The sequence below is a fragment of the Photobacterium sp. DA100 genome, assembly GCF_029223585.1.
Lineage (GTDB): Bacteria > Pseudomonadota > Gammaproteobacteria > Enterobacterales > Vibrionaceae > Photobacterium.
Window position 1 is genome coordinate 1,866,675 of sequence record NZ_CP119423.1, and the last position, 18,887, is coordinate 1,885,561.

The window sequence follows — 18,887 nt, forward strand, 5'->3', positions numbered from 1 at the left end:
CTGAAAACCCACACGATTCAATTGACACTTGATCCGGTTTGATGTTAGCTGACCTTTTCTGCATTTAAGATCTTAACTTTACAGGCATTTCCGTCACCAAAGGTTAAGTTGCCGTACAGTGTCGTACTATCAGGGTCGGCGGCGCTTCGGCTTACGGCTTTTGTGGTATCTTTACCACTAATAATAGCGTGTAACTCGCCATCAACTTCTTCCCAGGCTACGATTGATGACATTGCCAAAGAAATACTTGGTTTGTCGGCAAATAAAACGGAGCTGGTTGCTTTGATGTCTAAATAGTGTTTGTTAACTTTCACCACTTCATAATAATAAGCATTAGATCGTTTAGGGTATTCAACTTGCTTAAATTCAACGGCATCTGACTTATCAGCTCCACCATAGAATACATGCATGTTGCCATTTTTCTTCATTCCCATGTAGCCGAAATCTTTGCCTTCGTAACTCAGTTTGATAATTTTGTTCATAATGTATTCCCTTTATTATTTTTAATCAGTGTGAGCTATCAATAATTGGTTTGATAGCTCAACCTCAATATGGCAGCGAATTAGTATTAAATGTTACATGGGAAATAATAGGCTTTGCCTAGTGAAATCGTATTACATGTTATTACAGCGGGGATAATATATCGTCGGCGGTGCTTGGCCACTGGGGTTGTTGCAAAGGGTTGCGACTGTTTGGCTTAGGCGGGGATGTCTGCAGTGTTGTAGCGCACGCATGCTTACAAAAGCAGCTATTGATCAAGGTGCATCTTGACCCGTGCTGAGTCTGGGATAACAATAATACTGTATAAATAAACAGTATCTCGTGAATTATGAACTTTATTCCATTTTATGCCAGTGCGGGGATCTCCGGGTTCGAGAGTCCTGCGACGGATTACCTGCAGCTTCCGCTGTCGCTGGATGAACTGCTGGTAGAGCACCCGAGTGCGACTTATATCGGTTTGGCGCAAGGCCGGAGCATGGAAGGTGTGGGCATCTATGATGGCGATGTGCTGATTGTCGACCGTCATATCACGGTGAAGGATCATGATGTGGTGGTGGCGAACCTCAATGGTGAGTTTGTCTGTAAGCTCATTGACACCAAACGACGCCGTCTGCTCTCTGCGGCCTCCGGGTATATGCCCGTGTATGTCTCGCAGCACGATCAATTCACATTGGAGGGGGTGGTAACACGCTCGATTCGCTGCCACCGCCAGAGTCAGATTTTTGCTGATAATCGTTAGGGGCGGGGCAGATGGTTTTGGCGTTAGTGAGTAGAAGCTTGATAGCACTGGGAAGGAGGCCACCATGTTCGCCCTGGTAGATGCCAATTCATTCTATTGCTCGGCCGAGCAGGTATTTCGGCCTGACTGGCGGAACAGGCCGATGGTGGTCCTGTCGAACAACGACGGTTGTATTGTCGCGGCCAATCGGCTGGCAAAAGAGGCCGGGGTCGAGAAGTTCAAAGCCTATTTTGAAATGCGCGGTTTGTGCGAGGCCAAAGGCGTGATTGCTTGTTCGTCGAACTATGAACTCTATGGCGATCTGTCTGCCAAGATGATGGAGGTGATTGGCCGTTTTGCCCCCGAACAGCATGTGTATTCCATTGATGAGTCCTTTCTGGCATTCCACCAGTGCCAGCAAGCGATACCCGATTTATCCCACCATGCGCAGCTGTTAAGGCGGGCGGTGTGGCGGGAGTGCCGGCTGCCGGTCTGTGTCGGTATCGGCACGACCTTGACCCTTGCCAAGGTAGCCAATCATGCGGCAAAGAAGATTCAGGGTTACCAAGGTGTGTGTGTGATAGCCACCAAAGCCCAACGACAGGCGATATTGGCGCAGATGAAAACCTCTGAGCTCTGGGGGATTGGCCGACGGATTGCCAAGCGGCTGGAGTTCATGGGGATCAATACTGCATTGCAGCTCGCCGCGATGAAGCCGGGGCTAGCGAGGAAGTCATTCAATGTCGAGGTTGAACGCACCGTGCGCGAGCTTAATGGCGAGGTGTGCAAGGGGTGGGATCAGGCAAGGGCTGACAAGAAACAGATCTTCTCTACCCGCAGTGTCGGCGAGCGTATCACGTGCCCCGACAGCCTGTGCCAAGCTCTGTGCAAGCATGCCGGTATTGCGGCAGAGAAGCTGAGAAAGCAACGTTCTCTGGTGCGTGTGATGATGGTGTTTGCTTCGAACTCGCCCTATGACGAACGGCCACAGAGCTTTAAACAGGTTTACCGCTTTGCCTATCCAACCGATGACAGTGCGGCTATTACCAAAGCGGTCGCGTCACTGCTCGATCGACTTTATGCGCCGGGGGTACGTTATTACAAAATCGGGGTCGGGCTGATCGATTTGGTCAGCGGTGAACATGCACAGGGTGATCTGTTCGATGAATCAACAACCAATCCGGCATTGATGAAGGTCTTTGATAGCCTTAACCAGCGCTATGGCCGAGACAGCCTGTTCCTGGCGGCTCAGGGTATCAATCCCAGATGGGCGATGCGACGGGAGTTTTTGACACCGCAATATACCACCCGGTGGCGGGATATCCCGCGGGTGAAGTGTTGAGTGACACAGACGCGACTAAAGATAAATGGCCTTCAGAGGGAGCTTTGGGGGCACTTTTCAGTGAAAAGTCGGGTTTCTCGTTTGGTTTTATCGTTTCTACTGGTGTGATCTAATTCAAAATATAATATTTATTAACAAGTTAAATTGATGCTTGTCTCGACTGTACGATAGTTCAAGGTTAAATTTTAGAGGTTTTTATTGAAACGATTCTATTAATGAGAGTGAGGCTGTATTGATTTATACGAAGAAGGTATTAGCGCTGGTGTTAGGGACTTTTATGCTTGGTGGATGTGCATCGAGTGTTGAAGATGTAAGTACACCATTGATTACAGACGTTTATATAGGAGAGCATCATTACCCTGAAAACTTTGCTCAACAGCTTCATACCAATTTGCAGTATTTCCGGGATGGCGTCGGCGTCGATTCCCAATCAGGTATGCCATATGATTTTATTCGCTTGATGGATAACGGTGTTATTGAGCCTCGCCCTGCGGTGAACAGCACCACAGTTGGCCTGTACCTCAATGTATTAACCGAGATGGAGCGGGCGGGATCGGCAGAAGCGCGCCAGCGCCTAGGGGAGGTCTTGAGCCAGCTGGAAAATGCCCCGAAATGGAATGGCCTGTTTATCTGGATGTATAAAGTTGACGCAGGGGAGCTGTCTCTCAATAGCCGGTCGGTGGCGTCTGCCGTTGATGCAGCTAACTTGGTATCGTCGCTGGCGGCGGTAGCGGGCGCATATTGGCAGCATGAAGATCCCGAGTTAGCAAAGCTGGCTCAGCGCGCCGATGCGTTGATCATGGAAAGTAAACAGGGTTGGTATGGCCTCTACGACCGTGAGAACAATAACCGCGAGCTGCTGCGTGCAGCATGGCAAGATAGAGGCGACGGCCAGCGGGGCTACGCCAAATACAAGATCGACCGTAAGGCAAACGAGAGCCGACTGGCACCGCTTTGGGCTGCTGTGCTGACTTATGGTGATGAGGAGCCGATCCCCGAAGCTACTTTTACCAATATGAGGCTCTACACCGGCGAGTATATGACGCGGGATGGGGAGGTGATCAACCCGATGCTGACCTGGAACGGGGCCTACTTCCAGGGCATGTTGCCATCGGTTTGGTTTGATGAGCAGTCAATGGTGCCGGTACCGCAGATGTTTGACGACATGGCAACAGTGCAGATCGAGTACAGCACTGAATACGGCATACCTTTCCTGTCATCGTCAGCAACGATAGATAGCCGTTACAGCGAATATGGAGTTGACGGAATGGCAGAAGCGTACCAGCGTGGCCGACGGAGTTTTCAAGAGCCGGTGGGTACCCCGCATGCCAGCGCTTTGTATGCAATGATTAACCGTGATCATGCCATCGAGTTGCTACGCGATGTTGAGCGCCGCCATCCGCAGATTGTCAGCCCGGTAGGCTGGTTTGATGCGGTGAACGATAAAGGAGAAGTCACCAATAAGATCATCGGCCTTGACCAAGGGATGTTCGCGGCATCGTTTTTTGCCGACACAATCCGTGCAGATGTCGAAAACTATATCAGGCAAGCACACGGCGAAGAGGCCTGGCAGGTGGTCGAGCGTCTGTATGGGCAGTTTGAGAGCAACGGCATATTAATACGTGAGGAAAACGCTTCGTAGTTTCGGTTTCCTTGTTAGAAAACCCCGCTTCACGGTCAACGCCAGGTCACGATTAAAAATCGTTGCCTGGCGTCATTCCCATTTCATGATGAGGCAGTTAGAAGCGATAGAGCAGGCCAACACTGAACAAGCTGACCGATGCATCATAGAAATCGATATCACTATCGTCGTCGAACCAGGCGACAGTACCGTTTGCCAGCCAGTTCTTCCAACCAAAGGGGCTGGCATAAAACGCAGTGAAGCTCGCGCCCAGCTGGCTACTATCTATTTTTCTATCATAGACAGGGTGGACTTCGTCAAATGAAAGCTCAGAGAGATAGACGTTAGTGACTAGGCGCCAGCGGTTTATGGAGTAGATATAGTTTGCCCCTAGGGAATAGGCATCATAAGCCATCGCGTCGCCATCGCTCTGGTGGTCGATCACCGAGAAGGAAGGTACTAAGCGATGTCTGGGGGTATCCCAGTTGAAGGTGTATTGTACGGTGAAGCGGTGAACATCCCCGTTGCGGTTCAGTAAAGCTCGCTCTTGGCTATCCAAACCCAGAGAGACCCCACTTAGTTCGTCATCAATATCGACATCTCGGTAGGAATACCTTAGTTCTAGCTCTGTACCGTACATACGAGCCCAAATCAACCGGTAACCATTGGCAGAACGATCCGTTTTTGTTCTTGGGGAACCGGTGAGGAAAGGATCTGCCCACACTTCTGTAGCCAGTGGGGTGTAAAGGAAGCTTGCACCCAATACGCCAGCCTTGCCAATTTCTTGTCTGACTCCAGCAAGGGTAGAGAAGTCGAAACGGATATAGTCTTCCAGTTGGTTACCAATGAAAATTTGTGTACGGCTATCAGCAAAGGTATAGGCGAGCTCGGCGGCAATAATAGGAATGGCTGAATCTTCGCTGTCGGGTTTTGCATTGATTGAACTTAGGGTGTTGTTACTTAAATCGACCGAGCCAAACTTGGCGAGATTATTTGACTCCACACTCACACCGCCAGCTCCGACATTGATAAAGCCAGAAAAGCCACTTTCTTTGGGGATCGGCTCTATCGCATAGGCATTGGAAATAAAGGCGGTTGTTATCACGAATGGCAGTAACGGCCGAATCATATTGAAGCCCCAATTTGGTTTTAAGTCGTGTTAAAAAATTAGGAGAACTTCTCAAAATTGTAAAATGCCGGGGGAGTTTTTCTTATATTTAATAAATCAGGCTCAAAACTGAACATGATAAAGCAGTCTTTTTGACCATCCGGCTAATATCTTGGCTGCTAGGGAAGGCAAGCCATAACAAGGAATAACGATCGATACCGTTAGCCAAGCCAGAAATATCAAGTGTATTTTTCCAGTATTTGCAAATCGACTTCCTGTTTTTACAAGTGTCAATTTAGCTAGGGTTAAGCTTCAATGGTGGATGAGAAATAACTCAATTATATCCAATGACGTTGTAGACATATTCTAAAGGAGAAGAAAATGGCTACTGAAACTCTATCCTATCAGAAAACAACTTTCATCCAGCGCTTATCAAGGGTGTGTACCGCATTGGTACAGCGCTATCTGCCCGATCCGTTCTTATTTGCGGCGTTGCTAACCTTTGCTGTCTTCCTTATTGCAATGCCTGTCACCCAACAAAGCCCGCTCCAAATGGTCAATGCGTTTTCCGGCGGATTTTGGTCATTGCTAACCTTTGCCATGCAGATGGCTCTCGTGGTTGTGACCGGGCATGCCATGGCATCGGCCCCCGTTTTCCGGCGAACCTTGTCGTACCTTGCGATGACAGCCAAAACGCCGGGCCATGCTATTTTGATTGTCACTGTCGTTTCCGCGATTGCTTGCTGGATTAACTGGGGGTTCGGCCTAGTCGTCGGGGCTATTTTTGCCCGTGAACTTGCTGCCAAGGTCAAAGGCGTCGATTACCGACTCCTTATTGCATCGGCTTATACCGGTTTCCTGTTCTGGCATGCTGGGCTTTCTGGCTCGGTGCCATTAGCGCTTGCCTCGGGAAGTAACTTGGAGGCAGTGACCGCCGGTGCGGTATTGTCACCGGTTTCAACCGCGGAAACGCTTTTCTCGAGCATGAACATTGTTATTCTTTTGGCCATGCTGATCACCATTCCTTTGTTGAATCGCTCTATGCACCCGTCAGCGGATCAGGTTGTGACTATTTCACCGGCCCTTTTGTCACTGGATGAGAGCCCGGAAGAGGAAAAAAGCACAGATTTAACACCAGCTGAGAAGCTAGAGCAATCACCTTGGGTTAACCGCTTGCTGGCATTGTTGGGATTTAGCTACATTGTGATGTATTTCAGCGAGAACGGTTTTGCGCTTAACCTTAACATTGTGAATTTCATCTTCTTGTTTACTGCCATTCTGTTACATGGAACGCCTAAACGATTATTGAAAGCGGTAGCCGAAGGTACCAAAAATACCGCCGGGATTTTACTGCAGTTCCCTTTCTACGCCGGAATCATGGGAATGATGGTTGCTAAAGGCCCAGAGGGCATCTCGTTGGCTGGGGCGATGTCAGATATGTTTGTCAGTATCTCAAACGAACACACGTTCCCGCTGTTTACCTTCATCAGTGCAGGGATCGTTAATTTCTTTGTGCCATCTGGTGGGGGCCAATGGGCCGTTCAGGCTCCCATTATGATGCCAGCAGGCGCAGAGCTTGGTGTCCCAGCAGCCAAGACAGCCATGGCGATTGCGTGGGGCGATGCCTGGACTAATATGATTCAGCCTTTCTGGGCTTTGCCTGCTCTCAGTATCGCGGGACTAAATGCCAAAGATATTATGGGTTTCTGTATTATTTCATTGTTTGCTTCAGGTGCGATTATCGGCTGTGGTTTACTGCTGCTCTAGGTAGCCCCACGGTCTGTACCCGTCGAACTCTTGAGGTTGATGACGCTGATTATCAAGAAATACAAGGCTGATTGATATTGGCCTTGGTATCAAATGCTTCAGCAGGCAGGACGAGATATAGAGGTGAGGGGATAAGAAAATAAAAAAGGGCGCCCGAGGGCACCCTTTTAGTATTCTTCACGTTAACGCGAATTAGATGCGCTCAACGTTAGCAGCTTGAGGACCTTTCTGACCTTGTTCGATGTCGAAAGATACTTTCTGGCCTTCAGCTAGAGATTTGAAACCTTCACCAGCGATAGCACGGAAGTGAACGAATACGTCAGCACCGCCGTTGTCTTGAGTGATGAAACCAAAACCTTTCTCGTCGTTGAACCACTTAACGATACCAGTTGCTTTAGACATGTGATGTCTCCTGAATAAAATAATTAATTAACGCTTGTTGCGTACTTAAGCCATCATAATGAATTACTTATGGACAAAAGAATGTTGAGCTCTTCAGGACAACGTCGCTCGATGAAGCGGTGTAACGAAGTTTTCTATTTCAATTTGTTGCATAAATAGGTCTGCATTTCAGGCCAAGCACATTAGGCCACACGAGAGGGTGGGTGGCAAGCAATTACTTGAAAATTTAATTATTTATATTGAAAAGTGTGATTTAGATGGCGGCAAAACCACTGCATTGACAAGGTTAAACAAAAGGTTATCGCTTTTTTGACTAATTTGTCGGCACATTAGAGTGAAAGGTCGAAAATAGAGCAGTTACTGTGGTTTAACGTGTTTTTAGAGGAGTAAAGTATTAATCTAGAAAGTAAAAAAGGGCCTAAGCAGCCCTTTTATCCAAGTGTGAATAAGAGATTAAATTTTCTCTACGTTCGCCGCTTGTAAACCTTTAGGGCCTTGCTCTGTTTCAAAGCTTACTTTTTGACCTTCCGCGAGTGTCTTGAAGCCGTCTCCAGTGATCGCACGGAAATGAACGAATACATCAGCACCGCCGTTGTCCTGTGTGATGAAACCGAAACCCTTTTCTTCATTGAACCACTTAACGGTACCTGTTGCTTTAGACATGTTGTCTCCTGAATAACTTACATCTGTACATGTGCCAATACTATTTAACCAAGGTGACAATTGAATCTTTTTGCTCCAGTTGGACTTGCAAAATAGTATTGCTAGATGAAGCGAGTCAGAGTCACTGTTGTTTCAACGCCAAACACTACTGGTCAATTCAAAGATTAGGCAGCATTGAGCTAATTGCAAATAAAAAAATGAGAATTTTGTGGCGACTTTCACAGGATTTTCGGCAACCTGAACCTCTGCTGAAATAGTCTCACAAGTTTAACTAAATCTTACTTTTAGCTTTCATCATTTTGTGATGTATAAGTGCTCTCTCTTGAGTGAAACTGAAATAAGTCAAGGAAGCAGCCGGTTTTGGTTTAACTGCTCAAAATGTGACTTGAGTGGCAATACCGGTTTCTGCTATAACGGGAGGCAGTTAGGTTTTGTAGATTCATATAAGGACAAACAATGAACACTATCCTAGAGCTAGTTCGTCAAACTCGTCGTAAGAACAAGCTAAAGCGTGAAATCCTGGACAACGACCGTAAAATTCGCGACAACCGTAAGCGTGTTGAATTATTGGAAAACCTACTCGACTATATCAAAGCTGATATGACACACGATCAGATCGTCGAAATCGTTGAAAACATGAAAGGCGATTACGAAGATCGTGTTGACGACCACATCATCATCAGTGCTGAACTTTCTAAAGAGCGCCGTGAAGTAAGCAAGAGTGTGAAAGAGCTGAAGAAAGCAGAAATCGCTTCTCATCAGTAATTGTTAAGACTGATTTATAAAGGCCCGATCATGTGATCGGGCTTTTTTTGTGCTTTTTTGTCTCGGCACGACAACTTTTTTACTCTAGCACGACAAAAATGTCGATAAATTCAGGTATATATAGGTATGAGACAGCTACTATTATAGTTGCGGGTTATTTTTGAGGGTTATTGCTTGTTTAAACATTTTGGATTCATCGCTTGTCTGCCATTGGTTGCCTTGGCAGCCGAGACAGAACAACAACCTGTGGTCACGGAAGATACAAAGCCTTTAGGTTTCATCTCGGTGGATGACTTACGGCAGCAAAGAGACGGTGAACAAAAGTGGGGTATCGCGGCGGTTATGCGCAGTGCCTCAATCCCCTATGCGACAGAATCGGTCGTCGAGGATTCTACGGTCTCAAGTTTTGTTCCGATGATGTTCTACCAGGGGAACCGCCTGTTCATCAATGGGACAGAAGGTGGGCTCAACCTTTACCGTGAGCAAGACTGGGAAGTTAATGCCCTCATTCGAATGCACTTTATCGACATTCCATCTTCTTTTCAGAATGAGATAGGCGGCGACACAGCGGATTTCGGGTTGCAGTACAAGTACCGCTGGGATGAAAACTACTACACCGACTTTGAATTGTTGTCGGATCCTGATGGTAGGTTCAGCTCGCAGTTTTCTATCGGTGGCGATTACCAGTTCGATGATTGGCGCATCCTGCCCAAAGCATCGCTACTTTGGAAAGACAGTGATTATAACAGTTACTACTATGGGCTGAACTTTGAGGATATTTCTTCAGGTGTTGATTTGCGGGTAGGGTCGGCATTTAGTTACCACGTCACGTCAAATTTGTACCTATTGGGTGGAGTGTATGCTCGCTATTTTGACAGCAATACGCGCGATTCTGCTTTGGTTAGCGATAACTGGCAGGGGGAAGGTTATTTAGGCTTTGGTTTCTTTAATGATGTCAAGAAACCGAGAAAATCGAGTATTGGTAACAAGCCTTATTTGCGCGTCGCCCATGGCTGGGCAACACCGTCGAATATTGGCGAGATATTCTCTGGAAATAGAGTAAAAGATGAATTCAACAATCAGCTGACGTCATTCTTCTACGGCCATCCGCTAACCGATGAGCTGTTCGGCTTTCCGTTGGATATTTACCTGACGCCTGGTTTTGTTTGGCACTGGAGTTCCGATGTTCAAAGCTCAACGCAAGAATATGTCATGGCCATCAAAGCCTATTACACCTTCACATGGCCGGTACAGTGGCGTTTTGGTGTGGCAGAGGGCCTGTCTTACGTCAACCGCATTACCTATATCGAGCAGTCGGAGATGGATCGCAAGGGGTATGAGCCAAGCAAGCTGCTTAACTATTTAGATTTCTCTTTTGACGTCAACCTTGGAGATGTTTTCAACCATAAACCGTTAGATAGTGTATGGTTTGGTTACAGCTTGCATCACCGCTCAGCTATCTTTGAAAGTGCCTCCCAGTTCGGCCGTATCAAAGGGGGTAGTAATTACAATACGGTCTACGTGCAATTTGATTTCTAAAAAAGCCTTACCCATATATTCAATCCAGTAGCGAGAGTGGGTAAGGCACAACAAGCCGTGCCGCGAGAAGGCACGGCTGTACACAATTATTGCGCCAGGCTATCTAGCTCTTGCTTGGCTTGTGCAATACCTTTGGCTGCCATTTCTTCGCCCATCGCCAATGCTTCGCTATAAACCACTTCAACATTGTTAAGGCCGACAAAACCCAGGAAGGTTTTCAGGTAAGGTACCATGATGTCAGTGTCGCCACCTTTGTGCATACCGCCACGAGTTGTCACTACAATGACTTTTTTGCCGGTGAGCAGGCCGACAGGGCCGTTTTCAGTGTAGCTGAAGGTCACCCCTGCACGGGCAATCAAGTCGAACCAGTTCTTAAGCTGAGTCGGAATAGAAAAATTGTACATTGGCGCGCCGATGACAATGGTATCGCTGGCTTTGATTTCTTCAATAAGCTGATCAGAAAGAGCCAGAGCCGTTTGCTGTTTTTCACTCAGGTTGTCACCACCGCGTAGGCCGCCAGCAATCTCGCCATCCAAAACCGGCAGTGGCTGAGCCGCTAAGTCACGCTCAATAATGGCACTGGTGTTCATTGAATTAACCAGGTGATCGATAAGACCGTTTGATTGCGAGTAGTCACCGAGGATGCTTGATTTTAGTACTAGAACGTTTGACATAGTTTGCTCCTTGAAATGCATTGCCGTTTGGCTTGGGAGTAACTATACAAATGGTCAAGCATGGAAGATAGCGGAAAAAATCGGTTAAGTTATTCGAAAAAACTGAATGGTAATAATTGGTCTCAACTGATTGATTTGTAATGGTTAGATTTGATGCCATAAAGAGATGGCAATGATTTTGCGCGAGTATGAACAGTTATATCAAAAAGGCCAGGCAAAGACAGATGGGGGAGCGAAAGATAAAAAATAGCCCGAAACGACTCCTGTTTCGGGCTTAGGGGAATGGCTCGTGAGAGCCTTGCGCTAACTGGTTAGTAAATGGAGATCAATTACACTATCAATGTTAGTTCAAGCAGTACGATTTGCCAGTTTTACCACTAAGAATGTCATTCATCTCTGATACTTAACAAAAATATCCTGTCTATTGAGCGAATCTGTTGCAGTAACTTAATGCTAGTCTTTAAAACCATAAATTACTTGCTTAGAACGCGATATTAAATGTCAAATAAGTTGGTGTCTCTTACCAGCTCGCGAGGCAAGCCATTTTTAATGCGGTTACCGACCCATTTACCAATACCGATAGGGAAGTCACGGTAAGTGACAATGAGCTCACCCTTGCCCGAGAGGTCATCTGGACGGATATCACGTCCCATGAACCACTCTTTTGCCTGCGCCGCATCAAGTGCAACGGCTGTTTTTTCCTGGCCTGTTGCCAGAGTCATGATGGCTTCATGTTGCCAGCGGTAACCTTTTTTGTGCTGTTCAGCCAGCTTGATACCGATACGCTGGAAGCGGATTTCACTCAGGAGATCACGCAGCTTCGATGGGAACAGCCATACCTCTTTATCGCGAAGCCAAATTTCGCTGTCGGCAGGAATGTCCAGATCCAGATCTTGCTTGAATGCCTGGGAAATCGCTTCGCTATCTTTGCTGCTGGCTGGGCTGAACGGGAATTTACCCTTGCGCTTTTTGACCGCAGGAGATTCAACGGCAGCGAGTTTGCGAATACGCGCGACAAAGAAGCCCTCGCTGTCGAAAATCTGCGGGTAGACGTGCAAGAAGCCTTCTTCGGTAAGCGCCTTATCCGCGCCATCGAACAAGTCAGCCAAAGATTCGAACTCTACCGCATCGCCAAAGGTCTCTTTAAGATGTTGGCAGACCTTCTGGTTTTCACTCAGGTTCAAGGTACAGGTAGAGTAGACCATCACACCGCCTGGCTTGAGCGCCTGGAAGCCACTGATGATCAAATCACGCTGTACTGCGGCAATGTCTTCGACGGACTCAAGACTCCAGTTTGCCATGGCATCGTCGTCTTTTCGGATAGCCCCTTCACCAGAGCATGGCGCATCGAGCAAAATAGAGTCGAAAGATTCAGGTGCCCAGCCACCGAAGACACAGCCGTCGAAGTGGGTCAGGGCTGCGTTGAACACGCCGCAGCGCTGCAGGTTGGAGTGCAGTACCTTGATACGGCTGGCGGCCAGCTCATTGGCCACCAAGGCACCCTGGTTATTCATGGCACAGGCAATCTGGGTCGTCTTCGAGCCCGGTGCCGAGGCCATATCCAGCACGCAATCAAGCTTGTCGTTGTCTTTGAGCAGTGCCACCACCGGCATCATTGAACTGGCTTCTTGGATATAGAATAGGCCCGCCATGTGCTCGGCAGTGTTGCCCAGAGAGACGGACTCTTCATCTTCACGCTCAATCCAGAATCCTGTATCGCACCATGGCACCGGTGTGAGTGTCCAGCCTTTGTCAGCCACACGGGCAAGGAAGTCTTCCACACTGATCTTCAAGGTGTTGACACGAATACTGCGACGCAATGGCGTTTTACAGATAGCGATGAACTCATCCATGCTCAGGTGCTCTGGCATGATTTGACGAATTTGCTCAATGAATGCGTCTGGAATATGGATATTAGGATGCAAGGGAATGTCTCGATTATCTAGCAGTGGGGCGGAAGTTTATCATTTGTGGTTAGCGAGGTAAAAAGAAAGGAGCATTGCTGCTCCTTTCCAGTGATTGTCGTTTTACCGGTTTTTTAGTGCCTTGGAATGGCTGTACGCCAATTTTTCCATTCTGGTTTGGCCGTATCGTGTAGCAAGAAGCGGCTATCACTCTTGGCGACTGGTGCCAGTGGCTGAGCCTCAGGCGTGGCAAAAGCGATCCCGCCACGGATCAAGCTATCAACGGTACCGCTCTGTACCGAAGCACCCGTCAAACCGATCGTGACGTCAATACCCGATACATTCCAAAAGACGCTATCCTTACGCACGAGGTGGCTGAAGTTCTTTTCGACCTGCGCCTCGATAATGACTCTGTCAGCCAACTCACCAAGGCTGACCTTCACCACTTCGCCCACTTGAATATCACGGTACAGCAGCGGCGTGCCTTCAGTCACTGAGTTGCGTTTTTCTGATTCGAGGATCACCGTCAGCCCGCTGTTTACCTGCCTGGTTGAACCCAGTGTGAAATTCTGCGAGTAGGTGCCTTTGCCCGGTGTAACAGCAATATAGCTACTCAGCAGCGTATCAAGATCCTTGGCGCCAGTAATACTAATTTGAGGTGTGACAATCCAGAAGTGGCTATCTGTTTTGGCGAGTATCTCGGCATACTTCGGATACAGGCGGGCTTTGACAATCACTTTGCCGGTGTTGAAATCGGGCTCAGTTTCAATCACCTTACCCACGCTGACTCCCTGATAGCGAATTGGGGTCGTCACTTTTATTGTTTTGGCATCTTCTGCAATCATTGTGACAACCAGACCAAAATTTTTGGCTTCTAGGTAGCTGTCATAAAGTTTGTAGCGGTTTCCAAGGCGGTTGGTAACCCCTTGGATTTCGTCAAAGGCAATGCCGCCCTTGATCAAGGTGCTAATAGGATCGGCCTTGACATGGACACCATCAAGACCGGCCTGTATTTCCACCCCGGAACGATTCCAAAAAACAGTATCTGCGGTGATCAGGTGGCGGTATTTGTTATCTATTTTTATTTTGATACTGACGCCGTCGCGAGAGAGTGCATAGCTGTGGACTTCACCGACAGCCATGTTGCGGTATAGCACCGGGCTGCCTTTGTCTACCGGGGGAAGCTCGTCGGCAAACAGTTCGACAGTCGTAAAGCCATGCGCCTGTTCCGCGGCAAGCGTGGCCAACTGGCGGCTTTTGTACAGTGGGTATTGGTCGAGTACTTTGCTGCTGCCACTGCTGGTAAAGCTGATGCTCTGACTGATCAACTGATCCGCCGGTGGGACTGATAGATCCAAGCCTTTGCTGCTTAAATTCGCCTCGATACCGCCATCAAGATAAAACCGGCTGCCAGAGCGAATGAGCTTGGTGTATTCCGGGCGGACAATCACATCAAAGCGGACGGTATTGCCATCTAGCTTCACGGATTTTACCCGGCCGACTTCCAAACCACGGTGCTTGAGCTTGGTACCACGTTTAATGCCGTAGCTGTCATCTGCGTAGAGGGCGAACGAGGCCACGCCAGGCTGCTGCTCTTGCAGTTCGTCTTGGTTGATGGCGATGAACTGGCGGCTGGTCTCTCCCGGTCCTGGGATCAGGGTCAGGAAGTTGCCGCGAAGAAGGTTGCCAATGTTTTTAACGCCGTTCAAAGAGAGTTCGGCTTCTTCCAGCAACATTTTGGACCCAGTGGTCAGTAGATCACTCATCATCGGCTCAATGGCGGCGTGGGCGACAATTGTCCCGCGCTCTTTATCAAGGCGGATATCGGAAATCTGACCAATCTGCAGGCTGCGGTAGACAATCGGGGCGCCACTTGCGCTGATGTTGCTGTTCTCCGGCAGGTCAATCGTAATCGCAATACCGCGTCCAGCAGTGTTGAGGTCGGGATACAGGCGGAAAAGGTGATCAGGCTCGATTGGCAGTCCTTTATCCGGCGAATCAAAAGCAATGGCTCCGCTTATCATTGCGGAAAGGCTTTCGAACTGCACGTCGACACCGTTGAAGCCGATATTGGCGCTCATGCCACTGACATTCCAAAAACGGCTTTTATTCGTCACCAAGTCCGCGTATTGCGGTTTGATCAATACATCAATGATCACTTGCTTGTTGTCCTGATCGAGGCTGTGATTGTATACCTCACCAACCGGTATTTTCTTGTAGAGGACTTGGGAGCCGATATTGATGGAGCCCAGATTAGGCGCGCGCAGTTGGATTTTCAGGCCTTCCCCGACAGGGGTGTCCGCCGGCTGGCTGTCGAGCGCATCGAATTCATTGGTAAATTTGCCTTCGCCCGGCTGCAAAGCGATGTAGTTACCAGAGACGAGGGCATCTAGGCCGGAGATCCCGGTAATAGATGCTTTTGGCTTAACCAGCCAGAAGCGGGTGCCCGAGCGGAGGATTTGGACCGCTTCAGGATAGATATCCGCTTCGACATAAATGCTTTTCAGATCATTGGATAGGTTAACGTCACGAACAATACCCACTTCAAGCCCCTGATAACGGATGGTTGTTCGTCCGGCGACCAAGCCGGCAGCATCATTGAAGTGAATTTTAATCCGCTCTCCGGCTTCATTGACGGCTTTGAAGACAAGCCAACCTGCGAGAACCAAGGCAAGCATCGGGAGGATCCAGAGGGGGGAAATCCCACGATCGCGTTTTACATTGACCGGTTTAGGTTGTTGATTATTTGGTCCGTTGTTCATAGTTGTCCCATATCAGACGAGAATCCAAGCTTTCAGCGGCAAGCATTGTAAGCACCACCACGACACCAAAGGCAATGGCGCCCGGGCCGGGGGTAAAATCGAGTAATTGATCACGGTCTATCAGGGCGACCATGATCGAGATAACAAACAGATCCATCATCGACCATTTGCCAATCCATTGGATGAAACGGTATAGCTTCATGCGCTGCAGGTGGTTGACGCTGCGTTTGAACTGGATAGTCAGAAGGATAAAGGCCAAGCCAAGGATTTTGGCGACCGGCACGACAATACTGGCAACAAAAATAATGATGGCAATGCCGATCATATCGGAGTTTACCAATGAGGCGACACCAGAGAAGATGGTATCTTCGACACGTTTACCATTATTCAGGAAAATAGAAATCGGATACAGGTTAGCAGGGAAGATAAACACTGTTGCCGCGATAAGGTATGCCCATGTTTTTTGGATGGACTGCGGCATTCGCTTGTGGAGCGGGGTATCGCAACGCACACAGTATTCATGATCATCTTGGGTCATGTGGCAGTGATGGCAATGGCGAGCATGACTGAATTTCTTGTGTTCAGTTTCTGGTTGCCAGGCTTCCCAGTAGCGGTTGATGCTGATGCGGGTAAGGAGCAGGGCGGTCAGCAACTGCAACAATACCAGTGAATATAGTCCCGGACCGACAAAAATGTCAGCGTAGTCCTGGACCTTGAAACAGGAGATCCCAAGGCTCACTAAAAAGACATCAAACATGGCCCAGTGTTTGAGGTGTTCGATTATCCATAGTGAACGGCGAAAAAGTTTTATGCGGCGGAATCTGAGCCCTACCTGTGCCCCCAGTACCGAGCCACAGACAAGCAAAGGCGCGATGGAGCTACAGAACAAAATAAGGGCCGCAACGGCCGGGAAATTTGGCGCTAGCGAGAAAGTACCCGACGTCAGGGTAGCAGGGATCATCACTCCGAACAGGCGTATCGTGATCAGCGGAAATAAATGAGCCGGAATAAAAAGGATAAGGCAGGCGAAGGCAATCGCTAGCTCACTGGAAAAACGAAAATGACCACCTCGGTACAAGCGGGTGTTGCAGCGTGGACAATACGCACTTTGTCCCTGTTCAGCGACCTTCGGAAGCAAAGGCAAATCGCAACCGGGGCATAGTCTCGCTGTGGTCATTAACGTTTATTCCTTTAATAAAAGCTTTAAATGAACACTATATTATTATTTTAGGTTCATTCTGGCTACAGATACTTGTGCCACCGAATCGGTTTGGCTTTCGGCTGACTGTACCGAGCCATACAGGGTTTGGTACAAGCCTTCTTCGTTAACCAGCTCGAGGTGCGTACCGCTTTGGCTGACCTGTCCGTCTTCAAGCACGTAGATTACATCAGCTTGTTTAACCGCAGATAAACGGTGAGCAACAATCAGCGTGGTCCGGCCGGCCAAGAACTGGTTTAGCGCAGTATGCAGCGCCGCCTCCGTGGCAGTGTCCAATGCTGATGTCGCTTCGTCCAAAATGACAAACTCAGGGTTGGTTAGCACCATTCGCGCAATGGCGAGCCGCTGGCGCTGGCCGCCTGAGAGCTTGATCCCCTGGCGACCAATCTCGGTATCCAACCCCTCGGTCAGGCGCTGGGTGACATCCATCATTTGTGCGATTTCTAGCGCCTGCCATAGTTGATCGTCGCTGTAATCCCCTCCTAAGGTGAGGTTGTGGCGCATAGTATCATTAAATAATACAGGGTGTTGTAGGACCACTGCCATTTTGTTACGGAGTGCTTCATAGCTGACGTCTTCAATCGGATAACCATTGACCAATATCTCACCGGCATCCTTCTGGTAGATCCCCAGCAACAGCTGGATCAATGTTGATTTGCCACCGCCGGAAGAGCCCACTAGTGCTACCCGCTTACCGGCAGGAATGGTCAGGCTCATCCCGCCCAGTACTTCCTTATCCTCGTCATAGGCAAAGTGAATATTCTTTACTTCTATATCGAGACGGTGATCGTCCTGGAAGGGATTGATTTTCTGTACTGGGCGAACTTCTTCTTCGATTGCAATCAGGCCATTGAGGCGCTGCATAGCTGCCGAGGCGCTGTACCAGGCAAACTGGATCCCCAGCAGTTCCTGTACCGGACCCAGCATGAACCATAGGTAGCCGAATACGGCAAACATCTGGCCTACGGTCAGATCAGTAAACAGCACCATAATCATCGCCATGGCGCGGAACAATTCGAAGCCAACCAGAAACAGCAAGAAGGAGATACGGCCAGCGGCTTCCGACTGCCACGCATATTTATCCGCGTCATGGCGGATATCGTTGGCATTGGACTTCAGCTGGTTAAGGAAATCCCGCTCGCGGTTGGCAGCTCGCAGTTGGTAGATACCATCAAGGGTTTCCACCAGACGTTGCTGGAACCGCTCGAACGCCTGGTTTTCTTTTTTCTTCAGGGTCTTTACCCGGTTTCCCATTAGTTTGGAGGCGTAAACGACTATCGGGTTGACCAGAAGGATGAATAGGCCGAGTTGCCAGTTCAACCACAGTAAGATTGCGGCGGTGCCAAGAACGGTCAGGAAACCGATCAGGAAGCGACTTAGGGTATCGCCAACGAATTTATCGATGGTTTCGACATCCGTAATAAGGTGGGAGGTAATGCCACCGCTACCACGCTCTTCGTACTGTCGCATGCTGATACGACCAAGTTTATCGATCAGATGCTGTCGCATGTTGTAGGTGATATCTTTGGCCACGAGGGTGAATTGGCGGCTTTGCAGGATATTGAGCGCTTGGCTCCCCACGCGCATCAAGACAACGAACAACAGAACCAGCAGGATATAGGCGGTAGGCTGGTGCAGCGACTGAGGCAGAAAGTGGTTAAGGAATTCGATACCGCCAGCGGGCTTGTCGAGCAGGATCTCATCGACCATCAAAGGCATTAGCAGTGGGATAGGGACACTAATAAGGGTCGCGATGAGCGCAATAAAATTCGCGGCAATCAAGCGGGGACGATGATGTTTTGCTTGCTTTAACAGCCAAGACCAGTTAATCATTTGGTTTGAATCGTTGCTCACAATGATAATGATTCCCATTATTGATAAAAAGCCATTCTAACGGCTCAA

Annotated in this window: 15 protein-coding genes; 6 read left to right on the top strand and 9 right to left on the bottom strand. The window is 48.7% G+C overall.

From position 1 onward, the window contains the following. Positions 1-44: 44 nt before the first annotated feature. Positions 45-482 carry a hypothetical protein gene (locus PTW35_RS08745; protein WP_281027347.1) on the bottom strand — a complete coding sequence of 146 codons (438 nt, stop codon included), beginning with the start codon at positions 480-482 and terminating at the stop codon, positions 45-47. A gap of 347 nt (positions 483-829) precedes the next feature. Here PTW35_RS08745 and umuD point away from each other — a divergent pair, with 347 nt between their 5' ends. From umuD to PTW35_RS08760, 3 genes are all read left to right on the top strand, one after another. Continuing rightward, complete coding sequence (gene umuD / locus PTW35_RS08750) at positions 830-1,240, top strand: translesion error-prone DNA polymerase V autoproteolytic subunit (protein ID WP_039461121.1); 411 nt, start codon at positions 830-832, stop codon at positions 1,238-1,240. Positions 1,241-1,304: 64 nt separating this feature from the next. Next, positions 1,305-2,561: a Y-family DNA polymerase gene (locus tag PTW35_RS08755; RefSeq protein WP_281027348.1), complete on the top strand. Its 1,257-nt coding sequence runs from the start codon at positions 1,305-1,307 to the stop codon at positions 2,559-2,561. 262 nt (positions 2,562-2,823) lie between these two features. Then, positions 2,824-4,203 carry a hypothetical protein gene (locus PTW35_RS08760; RefSeq protein ID WP_281027349.1) on the top strand — a complete coding sequence of 460 codons (1,380 nt, stop codon included), beginning with the start codon at positions 2,824-2,826 and terminating at the stop codon, positions 4,201-4,203. 97 nt (positions 4,204-4,300) lie between these two features. Here PTW35_RS08760 and PTW35_RS08765 read toward each other — a convergent pair whose 3' ends face one another. Next, complete coding sequence (locus tag PTW35_RS08765; protein ID WP_281027350.1) at positions 4,301-5,311, bottom strand: DUF2860 family protein; 1,011 nt, start codon at positions 5,309-5,311, stop codon at positions 4,301-4,303. A gap of 360 nt (positions 5,312-5,671) precedes the next feature. On the opposite strand from PTW35_RS08765, the gene PTW35_RS08770 reads away from it, so the two are divergent. Next, positions 5,672-7,057, top strand: coding sequence for a short-chain fatty acid transporter (locus PTW35_RS08770; RefSeq protein WP_281027351.1), 1,386 nt, complete (start codon positions 5,672-5,674; stop codon positions 7,055-7,057). A gap of 192 nt (positions 7,058-7,249) precedes the next feature. Here the strand turns inward: PTW35_RS08770 and PTW35_RS08775 are convergent, their stop codons facing one another. After that, the gene (locus tag PTW35_RS08775; protein ID WP_036830632.1) at positions 7,250-7,459 is read right to left on the bottom strand and encodes a cold-shock protein; all 210 of its coding nucleotides are present in this window, start codon (positions 7,457-7,459) and stop codon (positions 7,250-7,252) included. Between the two features lie 453 nt (positions 7,460-7,912). Continuing rightward, on the bottom strand, positions 7,913-8,122 hold the full coding sequence (locus PTW35_RS08780) for a cold-shock protein (RefSeq protein ID WP_039461130.1): 210 nt from the start codon (positions 8,120-8,122) through the stop codon (positions 7,913-7,915). Positions 8,123-8,578: 456 nt separating this feature from the next. Between PTW35_RS08780 and PTW35_RS08785 the strand changes: the two genes are divergently transcribed. Next, a complete protein-coding gene (locus tag PTW35_RS08785) occupies positions 8,579-8,887 on the top strand; it encodes a DUF496 family protein (RefSeq protein ID WP_039461131.1) in 309 nt (102 codons plus the stop codon). A gap of 279 nt (positions 8,888-9,166) precedes the next feature. After that, positions 9,167-10,426 carry a MipA/OmpV family protein gene (locus PTW35_RS08790; RefSeq protein ID WP_281027471.1) on the top strand — a complete coding sequence of 420 codons (1,260 nt, stop codon included), beginning with the start codon at positions 9,167-9,169 and terminating at the stop codon, positions 10,424-10,426. An 86-nt stretch (positions 10,427-10,512) separates the two neighbouring features. Here PTW35_RS08790 and PTW35_RS08795 read toward each other — a convergent pair whose 3' ends face one another. The 5 genes from PTW35_RS08795 to PTW35_RS08815 all read right to left on the bottom strand — a co-directional run bounded on the left by PTW35_RS08795 (position 10,513) and on the right by PTW35_RS08815 (position 18,818). After that, positions 10,513-11,100, bottom strand: coding sequence for an FMN-dependent NADH-azoreductase (locus tag PTW35_RS08795; protein WP_281027352.1), 588 nt, complete (start codon positions 11,098-11,100; stop codon positions 10,513-10,515). 494 nt (positions 11,101-11,594) lie between these two features. Next, positions 11,595-13,025, bottom strand: coding sequence for a 16S rRNA (cytosine(1407)-C(5))-methyltransferase RsmF (gene rsmF, locus PTW35_RS08800; protein WP_281027353.1), 1,431 nt, complete (start codon positions 13,023-13,025; stop codon positions 11,595-11,597). Between the two features lie 113 nt (positions 13,026-13,138). Next, positions 13,139-15,766 (bottom strand): MlaD family protein, encoded by a 2,628-nt coding sequence (locus tag PTW35_RS08805; RefSeq protein WP_281027354.1) that lies wholly within the window; start codon positions 15,764-15,766, stop codon positions 13,139-13,141. Further along, positions 15,747-16,943, bottom strand: a complete 1,197-nt coding sequence (locus PTW35_RS08810) for a paraquat-inducible protein A (protein WP_281027355.1) — start codon at positions 16,941-16,943, stop codon at positions 15,747-15,749. The genes PTW35_RS08805 and PTW35_RS08810 overlap by 20 nt, the downstream gene beginning before the upstream one ends. A gap of 45 nt (positions 16,944-16,988) precedes the next feature. Beyond that, positions 16,989-18,818: an ABC transporter ATP-binding protein gene (locus PTW35_RS08815; RefSeq protein ID WP_281027472.1), complete on the bottom strand. Its 1,830-nt coding sequence runs from the start codon at positions 18,816-18,818 to the stop codon at positions 16,989-16,991. Between the last annotated feature and the right edge of the window lie 69 nt (positions 18,819-18,887).

Coding starts and splice junctions, on each gene's coding strand:
- PTW35_RS08745 (WP_281027347.1), bottom strand. CDS start 482: ATGAACAAAATTATCAAACTGAGTTACGAAGGCAAAGATTTCGGCTAC.
- umuD (WP_039461121.1), top strand. CDS start 830: ATGAACTTTATTCCATTTTATGCCAGTGCGGGGATCTCCGGGTTCGAG.
- PTW35_RS08755 (WP_281027348.1), top strand. CDS start 1,305: ATGTTCGCCCTGGTAGATGCCAATTCATTCTATTGCTCGGCCGAGCAG.
- PTW35_RS08765 (WP_281027350.1), bottom strand. CDS start 5,311: ATGATTCGGCCGTTACTGCCATTCGTGATAACAACCGCCTTTATTTCC.
- PTW35_RS08770 (WP_281027351.1), top strand. CDS start 5,672: ATGGCTACTGAAACTCTATCCTATCAGAAAACAACTTTCATCCAGCGC.
- PTW35_RS08775 (WP_036830632.1), bottom strand. CDS start 7,459: ATGTCTAAAGCAACTGGTATCGTTAAGTGGTTCAACGACGAGAAAGGT.
- PTW35_RS08780 (WP_039461130.1), bottom strand. CDS start 8,122: ATGTCTAAAGCAACAGGTACCGTTAAGTGGTTCAATGAAGAAAAGGGT.
- PTW35_RS08785 (WP_039461131.1), top strand. CDS start 8,579: ATGAACACTATCCTAGAGCTAGTTCGTCAAACTCGTCGTAAGAACAAG.
- PTW35_RS08795 (WP_281027352.1), bottom strand. CDS start 11,100: ATGTCAAACGTTCTAGTACTAAAATCAAGCATCCTCGGTGACTACTCG.
- PTW35_RS08805 (WP_281027354.1), bottom strand. CDS start 15,766: ATGAACAACGGACCAAATAATCAACAACCTAAACCGGTCAATGTAAAA.
- PTW35_RS08810 (WP_281027355.1), bottom strand. CDS start 16,943: ATGACCACAGCGAGACTATGCCCCGGTTGCGATTTGCCTTTGCTTCCG.
- PTW35_RS08815 (WP_281027472.1), bottom strand. CDS start 18,818: ATGATTAACTGGTCTTGGCTGTTAAAGCAAGCAAAACATCATCGTCCC.